The organism is Pseudomonas sp. HLS-6, assembly GCF_002753995.1.
GTDB classification, from domain to species: Bacteria; Pseudomonadota; Gammaproteobacteria; order Pseudomonadales; family Pseudomonadaceae; genus Aquipseudomonas; species Aquipseudomonas defluvii.
Map to the genome: position 1 here is coordinate 514,916 of NZ_CP024478.1, position 17,758 is coordinate 532,673.

Below are 17,758 nucleotides of genomic sequence, written 5' to 3' on the forward strand. Positions count from 1 at the left end.
TTTCCTACAACAAAATGAACTGCAACCCTGTAGGCGCTGGCTTGCCTGCGATACAAACGCCGCGAAATCACTGGTACCGCGCCGACGCCATCGCGGGCAAGCCTGCCACACGGTTTGACCGGGGCCCGGTGGGAGCTGGCTTGCCTGCGATACAAACGCCGCGAACTCACTGGCACCGCGCCGACGTCATCGCGGGCAAGCCCGGCTCCTACACGATGAGTGGCAGCCCTGTTGGAGCTGGCTTGCCTGCGATACAAACGCCGCGAATTTGCTGGCACCGCGCCGACGCCATCGCGGGCAAGCCCGGCTCCCACACGATGAGCTACAGCCCTGTTGGAGCTGGCTTGCCTGCGATACAAACACCGCGAACTTGCTGGTACCGCGCCGACGCTATCGCGGGCAAGCCCGGCTCCTACATGATGAGCGGCAGCCCTGTTGGAGTTGGCTTGCCTGCGAAGTTATTGGAACGTGTCGTGGCTTGCACATCAGTGCCTCACCAAGAAGCGGTTAGTATGGTGGGCAGATGGCCAGTGATGGCTTTTCCAAGACCTGCCAAGGAACTGATACGTGCTGGCAACGACTCTGGTACTGCTTGCGGCGGTGCTCCATGCAACCTGGAATACCCTGATCAAGTTCAGTGGCGAGCGCCTGTTGGTGATCGCCAGTATGGATGCGGTGGCATTGCTGTTTGCGCTGGTCATGGTGGCCTTCGTGCAGGTGCCGCCGGCTGAGGTCTGGCCCTGGATGTTGGCGTCGGCACTGTTCGAGTTGCTTTACCGTTTTCTGTTGATTCAAGCCTACCGGGTGGGCGACCTCGGCCTGGTCTATCCACTGATGCGTGGTTTGTCGCCCTTGGTGGTGCTGGCGCTCACCCTGACCTTTGCAGGCGAGTCGCTGAGCACCCAGCAGATCATTGGCATTCTGCTGATCCCGTGCGGCATGGCCTGCCTGCTCTGGCAGGGTGGCGGCGGTGACCGTCTGCCGTGGTCGATGCTGCCGGTGGTTGCCTTGATCGGTCTGTGTATCGGTTGCTACACCTGGCTGGACGGTACGGCGATCAAGTTGTGGTCGCAGCCGCTGGACTATCTGGTCTGGCTGACCCTGATCAGTGCCTGGCCTTTCCCGGTGTTGGCCGCCGTGGCCCGTCGTGCGCCCTACGTCTTGTTCTGGCGAGAGCAATGGCGGCTCGGCCTGGCGGTGGGGTTCTGTGTGTTGTTCAGCTATGCCCTGGTGCTTTGGGCCATGCAATTGGGTTCGGTGGCAGAGGCGGCGGCTTTGCGAGAGGTCAGTGTGATTCTGGTGGTGCTGTTTGGCATGCGCTACCTGAAAGAACCTTTTGGCGGGCCTAGGCTCTTAGCTTGTGCGCTGGTGTTGATCGGCATGCTGATCATGAAGCTCTGACCCGAGAAACCAAAAAAAGGACCCTGCCATGACCGTAGCTTTCTGGTGTGTACTGATCGCGCTGTTCCTGCCTTATCTGTGTACCGGTGTGGCGAAGTTCGGCGGTGGTCGTTTCGGCTTGCGCGAGAATCACGACCCGCGCGCGTTTCTCGATACGCTCGAAGGGTTCGCCCGGCGCGCCCATGCCGCGCAGTTGAACAGCTTTGAGGTGACACCGGCGTTCGCCGCGGCAGTGATCATTGCCGATGTCGTCGGTAACGCAGAGCAGGTGACGCAGGACGTGCTGGCGGTGATGTTCATCACCAGCCGTCTGCTCTACATCATCTGCTACCTGGCGGACTGGGCGCTGTTGCGCTCGTTGGTCTGGGCGCTAGGCATGGGTGTGATTGCCGCGTTTTTCGTCGTATCGGCCTGATCGACCCTCAGGCCTGAGGCACGTCTGGCAATGCCGCACCCTTTGGCCAGAGCAACCAGATCTGGCCTTGTTGCTTCATGTCACCGGCCAGTTTGCCAGCTTCGCTGCCGGTACCCCAGAACAGGTCTGCACGGACCTCACCGGTGATCGCGCCGCCGGTATCCTGCGCCGCGACCGGGCGCACTACCGGCGCGCCGTCCGGGCGCGTGGTCGACAGCCACAACAGGCTGCCCAGCGGGATTACCTTGCGGTCGATGGCCACGCTATAGCCGGCAGTCAGGGGTACGTTGAGTGAGCCGCGCGGGCCTTCGTTGCTGTCCGGGCGGGCGCTGAAGAACACATAGCTTGGGTTGCTTGCGAGCAGTTCCGGTACCCGCGTCGGGTTAGCCTCGGCCCAGCTATGAATAGTGCCCATGGTCACCTCTTCTTTTTTCAACTGGCCCTGTTCGACCAGCCAGCGACCCACAGGGCGATAGGGGTGGCCGTTCTGGTCGGCGTAGCCGATGCGCAACTGGCGACCATCGTCCAGCTGAATACGGCCTGAACCCTGAATTTGGAGGAATTGCAGATCCATCGGATCGGTCAGCCATGCCAACACGGGGGCGTTCACGCCTTGGCGACGGATGGTGTCGGCGGTGTCGTAGGGTTTCAGGGTGCGACCTTCCAGGCGCCCGCGCAGGCGTTTGCCCTTGAGTTCCGGGTAGACGCTGTCGAGCGCGACGACCACCAGGTCATCGGGTACGCCGTAGACCGGTACGCCGGCGTTGTCGGTGCGTGTCAGGCTGCCGGGGTAGACCGGCTCGTAATAGCCGGTGATCAGGCCGTTGGCGCTGTTTTCGGCCGAGCGCAGGCTGAACACGTCCAGACGGGTCTGGAGAAAGGTACGAACCGCATCGGGTTCTGCCGCGATGTTTGCGGCAGCGTTGCAGGTGCCAGCCCAGGTGGCATCGCTCTTGAGCCGTTCGCAGGCGCTGCGCCAGGCGTTGAAGCCCGCCAGCAGGTCGCTGTCGCTTACCTGGGGCAGGTCTTTCCAGGTGGCACTGGTGTAGGTGGCTATTGCGTGCGTTTTGGGTTTTTCCGGGTTGCCGCCATTACAACCGGCCAGCAGGGCCAGTACGGGTAGCAGCCAGTTCAGGCGGCTGAAAGTCATCTTCATGGGTGTCGATTTCCTGAGGTTGCCGCGTGCTGGGCAGCACGTGCAGCCCCTAGTGTTGATAAGGGTATTGGTCTTTGGGGGCCGTGCGAGGATACTGGCAGCCTTTTTTGTGAGCCGAAGCGATCATGATGTTCAAACGACTCTGTGTAGTACTGCTGGCCTGCATGACCCTGACCGCCTGTGGCGGTGTCGATCCGAATTCGCCGCTGGGCCAGCGCAAGGCGATCTTCAAGCAGATGCTCAAGACCAGCGAAGACCTGGGCGGCATGTTGCGTGGGCGGCTGGCGTTCGACAGCCAGAAATTTGCCGACGGCGCGCTGAAGCTTGATGGCCTGACGCACGAACCGTGGAAGCATTTTCCACAGGTGCGCGAGGAAAAGGACTCCAGTGCACGTGAAGACGTCTGGCAGAAGCAGGCGCGCTTCCAGGAACTTGCCCGGCAGATGGAGGCCGCCACCGGTGAACTGGTCGCGGTTACCCGTCCTCAGCCGCTGACGCCTGCAGAGCTGGCGGCGCCGATGCAAAAGGTTGAGCAGGCCTGCAAGGCATGCCATACCGAGTTTCGCAATCACTGATCAGTTGAGCGCAAGCACTGCATCGCTGACCGGTCGGCGATGCAGGTGACGCCAGCATGCACGGCGGTCACTTTTCCAGTTCATCCAGCGCGTGCTGCAACTCCTTGCGCGACTCTGCCAGTTTGTCCTTGCGCTTGTTGATGCGCTCCGCGTCGCCTTTTTTCATGGCTTTTTCAAGGTCATTCTGGCGCTGGGCGACCTCGTGTCGAGCCTCCAGAACCTTTTTCTCCCGTTCCTTGCGCAGGCTGGTATCGGTGCAGTTGGCTGTCACTTCGCTCAGGGCCTTTTCCAGACCGGCCTGTTGTTCGCTGTTGCCGTGGGCGCGAGCCTGCTCGATCTGTTCGCTGATCGCCTGGCGTTTGGCTGCGCAGCCTGTCAGGCCGGGTTGCTCTTCAGCGGCCAGCAGCGGTGCAGCCATGAGGCTACAGGCCGCGAACAGGGCAAGAGGTGAAAGCAGTTTCATAGGGGCTCCATAGGGGGCGGGACAGCAGAAGCGTTGATGCTGCCCTGAACCGAGAAATTTAGAAACCCTCGATTGCATGCTGGCGCAGTTGTTCGGCCAGCATTTGCAGTTCAGGTGCTCGGAAGAATGCGCTCAGTTGGGCTGCCCGTCTCGGGCCGATACCCGCTTCCTGTTGCCAGCGCGCAGTGTCGCGTTGTGCCAGCTCCAGCCAGTTGTCACCCAGGTCGAGGTGGCTGGGCGCGGGTATGCCCAGGGCGCGGATCCAGCGGGAAAAAGGCTGTTGGCGAGCCTGTGCGAAGTTTTGTTGCAAGTGTTTGCTGCTGCGTTCGCCCAGCCCCGGTATGTGTTGCAGTTGGCTATCGGGCAGGGCCAGCCAATCAACCAGGTGGGTGACATGGCCGCTGTCGGTCAGCCGCTCCCAGGTGCCTTGGCCAACGCCGGTCAGGTTCAGCCCTTGCTTGCCGCTTAGCCAGTTCAGTCGGGACAGGAACTGCGCCCGGCAGCCCGGTGTCGGTTGCCAGCAACTGAGCGGATGGTAGGCCGCAGGGTCGGGTACTTGAAGTGGCTGGCGTTGTGGGTTGCGGTGCACCACCGCATCAAGCCTCGGTATGGTCAGGCCGGCCAGGCTGATGGCAGCCTGGTCACCGGGCCGGATGTCCAGTTGCTGCCAGCGCTGCAGGGAGCCAACGCTCACCTGACGTATCGTTCGGTCGTCCAGTTGCACCGGAGCGACCTGAATGATCGGGTTGATGCGCCCGGTACGACCGATGCCGAACTGCACGTCGCGCACCTCCGCCAGCGCCTGTGCAAGCGGGTACTTCCATGCGGCTGTCCAGTGGGGAGGGTGAGCTTGCCAGCGTTCGGGCGGCGGGTGGTTGCCTTGGCGCAGCACCACGCCATCGCTGGCGAAGGGCAGCGGGGTGCGATACCAGTGCTCGCGCCAGTGCGCGGCTTGGCTGGCGCTGCTGATTGGCTGGCTGTACTCGCCGATCAGGGGGAAACCCAGTTCGGTCAGGCGCGCCAGGCGTTTGGCTGGATCCTGTGGGCCTGCTGGCCAGCCCCAGGCGAACAGACCGATGCGCGCACCGTCCGCATTACTGAGTTGCTTGCGGGCCAGGCGCCCGGCGACATCGGCTCGGGCATTCAGGCTGCCGCTATGGGCTTGCACATGGTTGTCCAGTTGCCAGTAAAGCTCGCCCTGGAGCAGCAGGTCGACGGGCTCCGGCAGTGTTTGGTTCACAGCGCTGAGTACGGGGATGTGCCGGCTCCAGTCGTGCCCGTGGGTGCCGTCGCCGCGACTGATGAGGTGTACCAGTCGGCCTTGGCGGTAGATAAGTGTGGCTGCAACGCCATCGACTTTGGGCTGCACCCATACATCGTCCTTTGCCATAAGCCAGGTGCGCACGGCGGATTCATCGGGCAACTTGTGCAGGCCTGTGTGTGGGACCGGATGCGCGATGGGGCCGCTTGCACTGCTCAGCGGGTTGGCGGCCGGTGTGTCGAGGGCAAAGCAGCGCTGCCACTGCTGCAGTCGTGCACGGCTCTGGTCATACAGTTCGTCAGCGACCTCTGACCGGCCTTGGCCATGGTACTGCTCGTCCCAGGTGGTGAGGCGGCGTTGCAGGTGTTCTATTGCTTGGTGAGCATCGGGTTGCGACCACTCGGGGCAGGTGCTGGCCTCAAGGGTGCCGGTACTGAGCAGCATCAGCAGAAAGGAAAACAGTAGCGCAGGCATGGCGAGCATCCTTGCTCGGCGGGAGGAATACAAAGCCTAGGAAAGTTGCAGCGGCCAATGCGCTTGAAGTTGTCAGTACATATGTATCTGTGGTGCACAAAAAAGCCCCTGCCAGTTACCCGGCAGGGGCTTTGGGGTGACGCAGGGTACTTACAGACCGGCAGCGGCGCGCAGGGCGTCGGCGCGGTCAGTGCGCTCCCAGGTGAAGGTGGTGAAGGTGTCGTCACCGACTGTCTTCAGCTGCGGAGTACGGCCGAAGTGACCGTAGGCTGCAGTTTCCTGGTACATCGGGTGCAGCAGGTCGAGCATGGTGGTGATTGCGTAAGGACGCAGGTCGAAATGCTCGCGAACCAGTTGGATGATCTTGTCATCGCTGATTTTGCCGGTGCCGAAGGTGTTCAGCGAGATCGACGTCGGCTGAGCGACGCCAATCGCGTAGGAAACCTGAATTTCGCAGCGATCGGCCAGGCCTGCGGCGACGATGTTCTTGGCCACGTAGCGGCCGGCGTAGGCGGCGGAACGGTCAACCTTGGATGGGTCTTTGCCGGAGAATGCGCCACCACCGTGACGGGCCATGCCGCCGTAGGTGTCGACGATGATCTTGCGACCGGTCAGGCCGCAGTCGCCTACCGGGCCGCCGATGATGAAGCTACCGGTCGGGTTGATGTGGTACTGGGTGCCTTTGTGCAGCAGTTCGGCAGGCAGGGAGTGCTTGACGATCAGTTCCATCACAGCTTCCTGCAGGTCCTTGTGGGAGACTTCAGGGTTGTGCTGGGTGGACAGGACGACGGCGTCGATACCGACGACCTTGCCGTCTTCGTAACGGCAGGTGACCTGCGACTTGGCATCCGGACGCAGCCATGGCAGCAGGCCGGATTTGCGGGCTTCGGCCTGGCGCTGGACCAGACGGTGAGAGAAGCAGATCGGTGCTGGCATCAGCACGTCGGTTTCGTTGCTGGCGTAGCCGAACATCAGGCCCTGGTCGCCCGCGCCCTGGTCTTCCGGCTTGCTGCGGTCAACGCCCTGGGCGATGTCCACGGACTGTTTGCCGATGATGTTCATCACAGCGCAGGTGGCGCCGTCGAAGCCGACGTCGGAGCTGTTGTAGCCGATGTCGATGATGACTTTACGAACGATTTCTTCGAGGTCGACCCAGGCCGATGTGGTGACTTCGCCAGCAATGATCGCTACGCCGGTTTTCACCATGGTTTCGCAAGCGACACGGGCGTATTTGTCCTGGGCGATGATTGCGTCCAGTACGGCGTCCGAAATCTGGTCGGCGATTTTGTCCGGATGCCCTTCAGACACAGACTCGGACGTGAAAAGGGAGTATTCGCTCATCTCGACGGGTTCCTAAATATTTACCGATGGTGAGTGTCGCCAGTCGGTCGCTGAAAATGGCGGACCTGAATCTGGAAACCATTACGTAAGCCCACATAGAGGCTGTCCCCGGGAGCCAGTCCCGCAGCATTGGCCCAGCGGGCCAGGTCGTCCTGCTCAAAGCCTAGCCAGAGATCACCGCAGGCCTCTCTGGCCCAACTCTGGTCGTGGCTGCACAACTCTGTAACCAACAGGCTGCCGCCTGGTTTGACACGGGTGGCCAGTTGCCGCAGGGCATCGGCCGGAGCACTGAAGTGGTGCAAGACCATGTTCAGCACCACGCAGTCGGCGTCGACATCCGTTGCACTGAGTGCATCGGCCAACTGCAGGTTTACGTTAGCCAGACGCTCGCGCTGGCACACCTGACGCGCCAGTTCGAGCATGGTCGGGCTGTTGTCCAGGGCGGTTACCTGCTCGAAACGCTTGGCCAGTTCGGGTAGGAACTCGCCATCGCCCGGGCCGACTTCAAGCGCGCTGGCGCCGGGGGCGAAGCTTAGCTTGTCGAGCAGGCTCAGCAGGCTCTCGCGGTACTGTGCGAGGCCAGCGATCAGGTCCTGCTGGGCACGAAACTTTTCTTCTACACGCTGGAAAAAATCCTGGCTGGTGGCCGCGCGGCGTTGTTGCACGAGGGCCATCCGTGCCTGCACCTCGGCCGGCAACGACAGGCTGTCCACTTCTTCCAGCAGCGCTGCGTGCAGCTTGCCACCCAGGCGAAGGCTGTCGGGCAGGGCGCGGCGGTAGAAGATGGCATTGCCTTCACGGCGCGTGGCGACCAGTGTGGCTTGAGCCAGTACCTTCAAGTGGTGGCTCATGCCGGACTGGCCGATCGCGAAGATCTGCGCCAGTTCCAGTACCCCAAACGAATCGTTGGCCAGTGCACGCAACACATTCAGGCGCAGCGGATCGCCGCCGGCCTTGCACAGGGCCGCCAGCTCGTCGCTTTGCTCATGGCGGACTGACGGCACGCGTAGGTTCATGGGGCGGCAGTCTAGTCAGCGACCTCCGCTGTCGCAAGCGCAATATCAAAAAGTTTTGATATTGCGCGATGAGTGGGCTGTGCAAAGGCATGTCCGGCGACAAATTCGGCTGTTTGACCGGGCGATTCGCCAAAACCAACCTCAATCACAGGAAAATCACCCGACAGCGACCATCCGTCATTGCCCCCGAGCCTGTGACTGGGCGAAAATGGCCGCCTTTTTCTGTCCCGTTACTTATTCAAGCCCCAGGAGATAAGCGATGCCCAGCCGTCGTGAGCGTGCCAACGCCATTCGTGCCCTCAGCATGGATGCCGTGCAAAAGGCCAACAGCGGCCACCCAGGTGCCCCTATGGGCATGGCGGATATCGCCGAAGTTCTTTGGCGTGACTACCTGAAGCACAACCCGAGCAATCCGGCTTTTGCCGACCGCGACCGCTTCGTGCTGTCGAACGGCCACGGTTCGATGCTGATTTATTCGCTGCTGCACCTGACCGGCTACGACCTGTCGATCGACGATCTGAAGAACTTCCGTCAGTTGCACAGCCGTACCCCGGGCCACCCGGAGTATGGATACACCCCAGGTGTCGAGACCACCACCGGCCCGCTCGGTCAGGGCCTGGCCAACGCCGTGGGCTTCGCCATTGCCGAGAAGGTGCTGGGCGCCCAGTTCAACCGTGAAGGCCACAACGTCGTCGACCACCACACCTACGTTTTCCTGGGTGATGGCTGCATGATGGAAGGTATTTCCCATGAAGTCGCTTCCCTGGCCGGCACCCTGGGCCTGGGCAAGCTGATTGCCTTCTACGATGACAACGGCATCTCCATCGATGGTGAAGTCGAAGGCTGGTTCACGGATGACACGCCGAAGCGTTTCGAAGCCTACAACTGGCAGGTGATCCGCAACGTCAACGGTCACGATGCTGACGAGATCAAGACCGCCATCGAGACCGCTCGCAAGAGCGATAAGCCAACCCTGATCTGCTGCAAGACCATCATTGGTTTCGGTTCGCCGAACAAGCAGGGCAAGGAAGACTGCCACGGTGCTCCACTGGGTAACGACGAAATCGCCCTGGCGCGCAAAGAGCTGAACTGGAACCACGGTCCGTTCGAAATCCCGGCCGACATCTACGCCGAATGGGACGCCAAGGAAGCCGGCAAGGCTGTTGAGGCCGAGTGGAATGCTCGTTTTGACGCCTATGCCGCAGCCTTCCCTGAACTGGCCAGCGAACTGAAACGTCGCCTGAGCGGTGAACTGCCGGCCGATTTCTCGGAAAAAGCCGCTGCCTACATCGCCGACGTTGCGGCCAAGGGCGAAACCATCGCCAGCCGCAAGGCCAGCCAGAACGCACTGAATGCCTTCGGCCCGTTGCTGCCTGAATTCCTTGGCGGTTCGGCTGACCTGGCCGGCTCCAACCTGACCCTGTGGAAAGGCTGCAAGGGTGTCAGCGCCGAAGACGCCAGCGGCAACTACATGTTCTACGGCGTACGTGAGTTCGGCATGAGCGCCATCATGAACGGCGTGGCCCTGCACGGTGGTTTCGTGCCGTACGGCGCGACCTTCCTGATCTTCATGGAATACGCCCGCAACGCTGTGCGCATGTCGGCGCTGATGAAGAAGCGTGTGCTGTATGTGTTCACCCACGACTCCATCGGCCTGGGCGAAGACGGCCCGACCCACCAGCCAATCGAGCAACTGGCCAGCCTGCGCTGCACGCCGAACCTGGACACCTGGCGCCCGGCCGATGCGGTCGAGTCGGCGGTGGCCTGGAAGTTCGCCGTTGAGCGTAACGACGGCCCTTCGGCACTGATCTTCTCGCGTCAGAACCTGCCACACCAGCCACGCGATGCGGCTCAAGTGGCGGATATCGCGCGTGGCGGTTATGTGCTCAAGGACAGCGTTGGCGAGCCAGAGCTGATCCTGATCGCCACCGGTTCGGAAGTGGGCCTGGCCGTTCAGGCCTACGACAAACTGACCGAGCAGGGCCGTAAGGTCCGTGTGGTATCGATGCCTTGCACCACCGTGTTCGACGCCCAGGACGCTGGCTACAAGCAAGCCGTTCTGCCAGTCGAAGTTGGCGCACGTATCGCCATTGAAGCTGCTCACGCGGACTTCTGGTACAAGTACGTGGGCCTGGAAGGTCGCATCATCGGTATGACCACCTTCGGCGAGTCGGCCCCTGCGCCAGCCCTGTTCGAAGAATTCGGCTTCACCCTGGAGAACATCCTGGGCACCGCCGAAGAGCTGCTGGAAGACTGATCGCGTTGCCCTGTGGGGGCTGGTGTCGGCGTTTCGCCGGCAAACCAGCGCCCACAGGGGCATCGAGATTCCTGTGGGCGCTGGCGTGCCAGCGATTGAACGCACCGCGTTTTCCACAGGCTGCAGAATAACGCTTCTGTTCCGTGAGCATTCTATGTCCCAACCGCGCCCTTATAGAGTTGCACTCAACGGCTATGGCCGTATTGGTCGTTGTGTCTTGCGTGCTTTGTTCGAGCGCGGGTCGAAGGCCGGTTTCGAGATCGTCGCCTTGAACGATCTGGCTGATCAGGCCAGCCTCGAGTACCTCACGCGCTTTGACTCCACCCATGGACGTTTCCCCGGTGAGGTGAAGGTCGACGGCGATTGCCTGCACATCAACGGCGACTGCGTGAAAGTACTGCGCAGTGCAACCCCGGAAGGTATCGACTGGGCTGCACTGGATATCGATCTGGTGCTGGAGTGCTCCGGTGCCTATAACACCCGCGCCGATGGCCAACGGTTTCTGGATGCCGGTGCGCCACGTGTGCTGTTTTCCCAGCCGATGGCGAGCGAGGCAGATGTCGACGCCACCATCGTCTATGGCATCAACCAGGGCTGCCTGATCGGGCATGAGCGTCTGGTCTCGAACGCATCCTGTACCACCAACTGCGGTGTGCCGCTGTTACGGGTGCTGGATGAGGCCTTTGGCCTTGAGTATGTGTCGATCACGACCATTCACTCGGCGATGAACGATCAGCCCGTCATTGATGCCTATCATCACGAAGACCTGCGCCGCACGCGTTCGGCCTTCCAGTCCGTGATTCCGGTTTCCACGGGCCTGGCGCGAGGTATCGAGCGCCTGTTGCCGGAACTTGCCGGTCGAATCCAGGCCAAAGCGGTACGGGTGCCGACGGTGAACGTTTCGTGCCTGGATATCACCCTGCAGACCTCGCGCGACACTGATGCCGCGCAGGTCAATCAGGTACTCCGTGAAGCAGCCTTGAGTGGCCCGCTGCACGGCCTGCTGGCCTACACTGAATTGCCGCATGCCAGCTGCGACTTTAACCATGACCCGCATTCGGCCATTGTCGATGCCAGCCAGACCCGTGTTTCCGGCCCCCGGCTGGTGAACCTGTTGGCCTGGTTCGACAACGAATGGGGTTTCGCCAACCGTATGCTCGACGTCGCCGGTCATTACCTGCGTGTCGCCGACCCCACTTGCACCACTCGCAAACAGCCCTGAAGGACTGCATTCATGACCGTTTTGAAGATGACCGACCTCGATCTGCACGGTAAGCGCGTACTGATCCGCGAAGACCTCAACGTTCCTGTCAAGGACGGTGTGGTTGCCAGCGATGCGCGTATCCTTGCTTCGCTGCCGACCATCAAGCTGGCCTTGGAAAAGGGTGCGGCCGTGATGGTTTGCTCTCACCTGGGGCGTCCGAGCGAAGGCGAGTTTTCCGCCGAAAACAGCCTTAAGCCGGTTGCCGACTACCTCAGCAAGGCGCTGGGTCGTGATGTACCGCTGATCGCCGATTACCTCGATGGCGTTGAGGTCAAGGCTGGTGACGTTGTGCTGTTCGAGAACGTGCGCTTCAACAAAGGTGAGAAGAAGAACGCCGATGAACTGGCCCAGAAGTACGCCGCCCTGTGCGACGTCTTCGTCATGGATGCGTTCGGTACTGCTCACCGCGCCGAGGGTTCGACCCACGGCGTTGCCAAGTTCGCCAAGGTCGCGGCGGCGGGCCCTCTGCTGGCCGCTGAGCTGGAGGCGCTGGGCAAGGCGCTGGGCGCCCCGGCCAAGCCAATGGCGGCCATCGTTGCCGGCTCCAAGGTTTCCACCAAGCTGGACGTACTGAACAGCCTGAGCCAGATCTGCGATCAACTGATCGTCGGTGGTGGCATCGCCAACACCTTCCTGGCGGCAGCGGGCTACAAGGTCGGCAAGTCGCTGTACGAACCTGATCTGGTTGAAACCGCCAAAGCCATTGCGGCCAAGGTCAGCGTGCCGCTGCCGGTGGATGTGGTGGTTGCCAAGGAATTTGCCGAAAGCGCTGCTGCCACCGTCAAGGCCGTTGCTGACGTTGCCGATGACGACATGATCCTCGATATCGGGCCGAAAACCGCCGAGCACTTTGCCGAGCTGCTGAAGTCCTCCAAGACCATTCTCTGGAACGGTCCGGTTGGCGTCTTCGAGTTCGACCAGTTCGGTAATGGCACCAAGGTACTGGCGCACGCCATCGCCCAGAGCGAAGCGTTCTCCATTGCCGGTGGTGGCGACACCCTGGCCGCTATCGACAAGTATGGTGTCGGTGCTGATATCTCCTACATTTCTACTGGCGGTGGTGCCTTCCTCGAATTCGTCGAGGGCAAGGTCTTGCCGGCGGTCGACATGCTGGAACAACGGGCCAAGGCCTGAATCGTTCAGTGCCTGGCAAAGGGAGCAGCCTGATGGTCAAACTATTGCCTGTGGTGATCCTGGCGGCAGTGCTGAGTGGCTGCTCCAGCACCGCCGCGCCTGAGGCGAACCAGGCGGGTGTGTCGAAGGGCGGCTGCTACCAGTCTGAATGGCAGGCCGAAACCGCGCCGGTCATCAGTAAAAGGCTTGGCCCGGATGGCCTGGAAAAGTATGACGACGAGCATCAGCGTCAGGCGCATGGTTGCCCTTGAGTGATTCAGTGATTCAATGCAACCCGCTGACCGTGTTGTGGTCTTAGAGGACATGTGATGAAACGCGTTCTGGCCCTGATGGGCTTGGCGACATTGGCAGGCTGCGTGAGCAATCCTCAGCCGGTTGCGGGTAACTGGACACGCTGGGTGTGCGACAGTCAGGCAGAAGTGTTCTGGCGCCTTGCCGATAGCCACCAGCAGTCCATGGATGTTCGACTGGGCGGCGGCGACCGGGTCTATCGGCTCAAGCCTGAGCCGGGGGCTTCCGGAGCGCTGTACAGCGATGGTGTATTGGCCTTCCACACCCAAGGTAACGAAGGCCTGGTGTACTGGGTAGCAACCAACGATTTGATAGGACGGGGCTGCAAGGCACCGTGACTGGCCGGGCCAGCGTGCGCTGGTCCACACTACTTGAATAGCAGCCGCCGCTACGGCAGGCTTGCACGATTAACGACCCTCGTCGGGAGAGACACATAACATGGCACTCATTAGCATGCGCCAGATGCTGGACCACGCCGCTGAATTTGGCTACGGCGTTCCAGCTTTCAACGTCAACAACCTTGAGCAAATGCGCGCCATCATGGAAGCGGCCGACAAGACCGACTCCCCGGTGATCGTCCAGGCCTCGGCCGGTGCCCGTAAATACGCTGGCGCCCCATTCCTGCGTCACCTGATTCTGGCCGCAATCGAAGAATTCCCGCATATCCCGGTGTGCATGCACCAGGACCACGGCACCAGCCCGGATGTCTGCCAGCGTTCGATTCAGCTGGGTTTCAGCTCGGTCATGATGGACGGCTCGCTGGGTGAAGACGGCAAGACGCCAACCGACTACGAGTACAACGTTCGCGTTACTCAGCAGACCGTGGCCTTGGCTCACGCCTGTGGCGTTTCCGTAGAAGGTGAGCTGGGCTGCCTGGGCTCGCTGGAAACCGGTATGGCCGGCGAAGAAGACGGCATCGGTGCAGAAGGCGTGCTGGATCACAGCCAGATGCTGACCGACCCGGAAGAAGCGGCAGACTTCGTCAAGAAGACTCAGGTCGATGCCCTGGCCATTGCCATCGGCACCAGCCACGGCGCGTACAAGTTCACCAAGCCGCCAACCGGTGACATCCTGGCAATCGAGCGTATCAAGGAAATCCACAAGCGCATTCCTAACACCCACCTGGTGATGCACGGTTCTTCTTCGGTTCCGCAAGAGTGGCTGGCGATCATCAACCAGTACGGCGGTGAGATCAAAGAGACCTACGGCGTACCGGTTGAAGAAATCGTCGAAGGCATCAAGTACGGCGTGCGCAAGGTCAACATCGACACTGACTTGCGTCTGGCCTCTACCGGTGCGATGCGCCGTCACATGGCGATGAACCCAAGCGAGTTCGACCCACGCAAGTTCTTCGCCGAAACCGTCAAGGCCATGCGTGACGTCTGCATCGCCCGCTACGAAGCCTTCGGTACTGCCGGTAATGCCTCGAAGATCAAGCCGATCTCCCTGGAAGGCATGTTCCAGCGTTATGCCAAAGGTGAGCTGGCTGCCAAGGTCAACTAAGCCCGGTAACCCGGAAAACCCGCAGCGATGCGGGTTTTTTGTTTTTGCGAGCCAAGCACAGGACCGTGTTGGCTCGTTCGGACAGACCGTTAGTCGGTGAGCGCCCGTTTCATTACGTGATCACGGGATGCTGGCTTCAGATTTATGGCTGCCACGACTAGAGTTAGGTTCAGATTTCAGCCGAAGTAGAGATCGGTCTCATAAGAGAAGCAGCATGGATTGCGCGCATACTCAGCATCAAAACGGCAACTCGGTGTTGCTGGTCGTTGATGATTACCCTGAAAACCTGATCAGCATGCGGGCGCTGTTGGCCCGGCGAGACTGGCAGGTACTGACGGCAAGCTCCGGGAGAGAAGCGCTGAGCGCGCTGCTCGAGCATGAAGTGGACCTCGTACTGCTTGATGTGCAAATGCCGGAGATGGATGGATTCGAAGTGGCCCGCCTGATGCGTGGCAGCCAGCGTACACGCATGACCCCGATTATTTTCCTGACAGCCAATGAGCAGTCCCAGGCGGCTGTGCTCAAGGGCTATGCCAGCGGGGCTGTTGATTACCTGTTCAAGCCTTTTGACCCGCAAATACTCAAACCCAAGGTGCAGGCACTGCTTGAGCAGCAGCGCAATCGCCGTGAGCTGCAACGCCTGAGTCGCGATCTGGAGACGGCGCGCGCTTTCAATGCGTCGGTGCTTGAAAATGCCGCTGAAGGCATTCTGGTCGTGGCCGAGAATGGCCTCATCGAGTTTGCAAATCCGGCGATTTCACGCTTGCTTGAAATGCCCGTCGAGCGTTTGCAAGGTGTGGGTCTGCTGACCTTCCTGCAGACGCCAGAGGCTACCCTGTGGCGCGATTCAGCGTTCTACCAGGCTTACCAGAGCCGTGAAATCTACCGCCTGCATGATGCTGTGCTGCGTACCGGAACCGGCCAGTTGCTGCCGGTGGCATTGTCCTGCGCGCCACTGCCTGGCGAGCAGCAGGCGATGGTTGTGACGGTGCTGGACATGTCAGTGGTGCGCAGCCTGCATCAGCAGCTTGAACATCAGGCGGTCACTGATCCGTTGACCGGCCTGCTCAATCGCCGGGGGTTCTGTCAGGCGGCAGAGAGCGTGTTGCTGCGCAGTGAGCATTCCCAAAAGGCGCAGGCCTTGATGTACCTGGACCTGGATGGCTTCAAGCGCGTCAACGATACGCTGGGTCATGAAGCCGGCGACCGGGTGTTGCATTGGGTGGCCGAGCAGCTGAAGGATTGCCTGGGGGCGCATGCGATCCTCGGGCGCATGGGCGGTGATGAGTTTACCGCCCTGCTCGATGCGCTGGACTACCCGGAGCAGGCGGCTCGTTTCGCAGAAAGGCTGATCGAACGGATGTCGATCTGCCAATTGATCGATGGCATGGAAGTCACCTTGGGTGTCAGCATCGGCATTGCCACGTGTCCTGATTGCGACACAGGCCTTGCCGGGCTGCTGCGTGCTGCCGATGCTGCCATGTACGCGGCGAAACAGGCGGGTCGTCAGCAGTACCGCTATTACGATCAGGAGCTCAATGGGCGTGCACGTTCGCGCTTGATGCTCGAAGACAGCGTGCGTGATGCTATCGAGAACCACGATTTCAACCTGGTCTATCAGCCGCAGGTTGCATTTGCCGATGGCCGCTTGCGAGGCTTCGAGGCGCTGTTGCGCTGGCAGCACCCAAGTGTTGGCGATGTGCCGCCAGGGTTGTTCATTCCGTTGCTGGAGGAGGCGCGGCTGATTACCCGGCTGGCCAGTTGGATCTATCAGCAGGGCGCCGCGCAGCGCAAGGCCTGGGGGAATGTGCTGGGGGCTGAGGTTGTGTTGAGTATCAGCCTGAGTCGGGCCCAGTTCTCGATGCCGAACCTGGCCGAAGAGCTCGGGCGGGTCATTCAGGGCCATGGCCTGATACCAGCGCAGTTGGAGGTCGAGGTTGCTGAAACCTCGTTGAATTTCAGTAACGATATCGCGCTCAAGCAATTGCAGCGCCTGCGGCAATTGGGGGTGCGGGTGGCGCTGGACGACTTTGGCGCTGGCGACTGTTCATTGCGCATGCTGCGCGATTTGCCGATAGACACCCTTAAACTCGATCGCCATCTGGTTGGCAGGTTGCCCGAGTCGACAATGGATGCAGTACTGGTTCGCGCCGTCATTGAGTTGTGCAGGCAGTACGGCATCAGCGTGATTGCCGAGGGGGTCGAGTCACGTGCTCAGGCCGACTGGCTTCAGGCCAATGGCTGTGAGTACGTCCAGGGCTTTTTGGTGGCGCACCCATTGACGACCGAGGATGCGGGGGCTTTTCCGGCGTTTTTTGACTGGCAGTACCGGTAGTTGGTTACACTGCGCCTTTATCTATTCAGCTGTAGCCATGACCGTCCTCAAGTACCTGCAAGCCTACCCCGCCAACCTGCAAGATCAGGTGCGCCAGATGATCGCCAGCAACCGCCTGGGTGATTATCTGGCGCAGCGCTATAGCGAGCGGCATCAGGTACAGAGCGACAAGGCGTTGTACGCCTATGCCCAGGCCATCAGGCAGGAGTACCTGCGCAATGCGCCGAACCTGGACAAGGTCCTGTTCGACAACCGGCTCGACCTGACCCACCGGGCACTGGGCTTGCACACGGCGGTGTCGCGGGTGCAGGGTGGCAAACTCAAGGCGAAGAAAGAGATACGTATTGCCTCGTTGTTCAAGGAGGCGGCCCCGCAGTTTCTGCGCATGATCGTGGTGCATGAGCTGGCGCACTTCAAGGAGGCCGAGCACAACAAGGCCTTCTATCAGCTCTGTGAGTACATGCAGCCGGGCTACCATCAGCTGGAGTTTGACCTGCGTGTTTACCTGACCTGGCGGGATTTGCCTGCCCAGGCCTGACTGACAAGGATTTGCCGATGGATGTGAGCAAGACCAAGACCAGCTTCTACCGCCGCCTGTACGTTGCCTGGTTGATCGACAGCCAGACCGCCAGCAGCGTTCCCGCCCTGATGGAGGCCACCGGCATGCCACGGCGTACCGCTCAGGACACGATTGCCGCGTTGAGTGACCTGGACATCCTCTGCGAGTTCGAACAGCAGGTTGGGGCGCGCAATCATGCCGGGCATTACCGTATTCGTGACTGGGGAGCGATTGATCCTCAGTGGGTCCTCCAGCACCTGGGGCAGATCCGCGAGGTGCTGGGTTATCCCTGATACCGCTGCGCAGACGACTG

General features: G+C 61.0%; 17 protein-coding genes. 12 read left to right on the plus strand and 5 right to left on the minus strand.

Going from position 1 to position 17,758, the window contains the following annotated elements:
- Positions 1 to 567: 567 nt before the first annotated feature.
- Positions 568 to 1,401 carry an EamA family transporter gene (locus CS390_RS02285; protein ID WP_099773381.1) on the plus strand — a complete coding sequence of 278 codons (834 nt, stop codon included), beginning with the start codon at positions 568 to 570 and terminating at the stop codon, positions 1,399 to 1,401.
- Between the two features lie 28 nt (positions 1,402 to 1,429).
- Positions 1,430 to 1,816 (plus strand): MAPEG family protein, encoded by a 387-nt coding sequence (locus CS390_RS02290; protein ID WP_065760274.1) that lies wholly within the window; start codon positions 1,430 to 1,432, stop codon positions 1,814 to 1,816.
- A gap of 7 nt (positions 1,817 to 1,823) precedes the next feature.
- Here the strand turns inward: CS390_RS02290 and CS390_RS02295 are convergent, their stop codons facing one another.
- Positions 1,824 to 2,972, minus strand: a complete 1,149-nt coding sequence (locus CS390_RS02295) for a murein transglycosylase A (RefSeq protein WP_065760275.1) — start codon at positions 2,970 to 2,972, stop codon at positions 1,824 to 1,826.
- Between the two features lie 125 nt (positions 2,973 to 3,097).
- Between CS390_RS02295 and CS390_RS02300 the strand changes: the two genes are divergently transcribed.
- Positions 3,098 to 3,547 carry a cytochrome c gene (locus CS390_RS02300; RefSeq protein WP_065760276.1) on the plus strand — a complete coding sequence of 150 codons (450 nt, stop codon included), beginning with the start codon at positions 3,098 to 3,100 and terminating at the stop codon, positions 3,545 to 3,547.
- Between the two features lie 67 nt (positions 3,548 to 3,614).
- Here the strand turns inward: CS390_RS02300 and CS390_RS02305 are convergent, their stop codons facing one another.
- The 4 genes from CS390_RS02305 to CS390_RS02320 all read right to left on the minus strand — a co-directional run bounded on the left by CS390_RS02305 (position 3,615) and on the right by CS390_RS02320 (position 8,102).
- Positions 3,615 to 4,010 (minus strand): DUF1090 domain-containing protein, encoded by a 396-nt coding sequence (locus CS390_RS02305; protein ID WP_099773382.1) that lies wholly within the window; start codon positions 4,008 to 4,010, stop codon positions 3,615 to 3,617.
- Between the two features lie 58 nt (positions 4,011 to 4,068).
- Positions 4,069 to 5,754: an NAD-dependent DNA ligase LigB gene (ligB, locus tag CS390_RS02310; RefSeq protein WP_371918231.1), complete on the minus strand. Its 1,686-nt coding sequence runs from the start codon at positions 5,752 to 5,754 to the stop codon at positions 4,069 to 4,071.
- Between the two features lie 141 nt (positions 5,755 to 5,895).
- On the minus strand, positions 5,896 to 7,086 hold the full coding sequence (metK, locus tag CS390_RS02315) for a methionine adenosyltransferase (RefSeq protein WP_065760279.1): 1,191 nt from the start codon (positions 7,084 to 7,086) through the stop codon (positions 5,896 to 5,898).
- Positions 7,087 to 7,106: 20 nt separating this feature from the next.
- Positions 7,107 to 8,102: a metalloregulator ArsR/SmtB family transcription factor gene (locus CS390_RS02320; protein ID WP_065760280.1), complete on the minus strand. Its 996-nt coding sequence runs from the start codon at positions 8,100 to 8,102 to the stop codon at positions 7,107 to 7,109.
- Between the two features lie 259 nt (positions 8,103 to 8,361).
- Between CS390_RS02320 and tkt the strand changes: the two genes are divergently transcribed.
- The 9 genes from tkt to CS390_RS02365 all read left to right on the plus strand — a co-directional run bounded on the left by tkt (position 8,362) and on the right by CS390_RS02365 (position 17,738).
- Positions 8,362 to 10,359, plus strand: coding sequence for a transketolase (gene tkt, locus CS390_RS02325; RefSeq protein WP_099773384.1), 1,998 nt, complete (start codon positions 8,362 to 8,364; stop codon positions 10,357 to 10,359).
- Positions 10,360 to 10,513: 154 nt separating this feature from the next.
- A complete protein-coding gene (gene epd / locus CS390_RS02330) occupies positions 10,514 to 11,581 on the plus strand; it encodes an erythrose-4-phosphate dehydrogenase (RefSeq protein WP_065760282.1) in 1,068 nt (355 codons plus the stop codon).
- Between the two features lie 12 nt (positions 11,582 to 11,593).
- Complete coding sequence (locus tag CS390_RS02335; RefSeq protein ID WP_099773385.1) at positions 11,594 to 12,757, plus strand: phosphoglycerate kinase; 1,164 nt, start codon at positions 11,594 to 11,596, stop codon at positions 12,755 to 12,757.
- Between the two features lie 32 nt (positions 12,758 to 12,789).
- Positions 12,790 to 13,008: a hypothetical protein gene (locus CS390_RS02340; RefSeq protein ID WP_065760284.1), complete on the plus strand. Its 219-nt coding sequence runs from the start codon at positions 12,790 to 12,792 to the stop codon at positions 13,006 to 13,008.
- Between the two features lie 57 nt (positions 13,009 to 13,065).
- Positions 13,066 to 13,386, plus strand: a complete 321-nt coding sequence (locus tag CS390_RS02345) for an MliC family protein (RefSeq protein ID WP_099773386.1) — start codon at positions 13,066 to 13,068, stop codon at positions 13,384 to 13,386.
- Between the two features lie 100 nt (positions 13,387 to 13,486).
- A complete protein-coding gene (gene fba / locus CS390_RS02350; protein WP_065760286.1) occupies positions 13,487 to 14,551 on the plus strand; it encodes a class II fructose-bisphosphate aldolase in 1,065 nt (354 codons plus the stop codon).
- Positions 14,552 to 14,765: 214 nt separating this feature from the next.
- Complete coding sequence (locus CS390_RS02355; protein WP_099773387.1) at positions 14,766 to 16,886, plus strand: bifunctional diguanylate cyclase/phosphodiesterase; 2,121 nt, start codon at positions 14,766 to 14,768, stop codon at positions 16,884 to 16,886.
- A 37-nt stretch (positions 16,887 to 16,923) separates the two neighbouring features.
- Positions 16,924 to 17,424: a YgjP-like metallopeptidase domain-containing protein gene (locus CS390_RS02360; protein ID WP_099773388.1), complete on the plus strand. Its 501-nt coding sequence runs from the start codon at positions 16,924 to 16,926 to the stop codon at positions 17,422 to 17,424.
- A gap of 17 nt (positions 17,425 to 17,441) precedes the next feature.
- The gene (locus CS390_RS02365) at positions 17,442 to 17,738 is read left to right on the plus strand and encodes a helix-turn-helix domain-containing protein (protein WP_099773389.1); all 297 of its coding nucleotides are present in this window, start codon (positions 17,442 to 17,444) and stop codon (positions 17,736 to 17,738) included.
- Positions 17,739 to 17,758 lie beyond the last annotated feature (20 nt).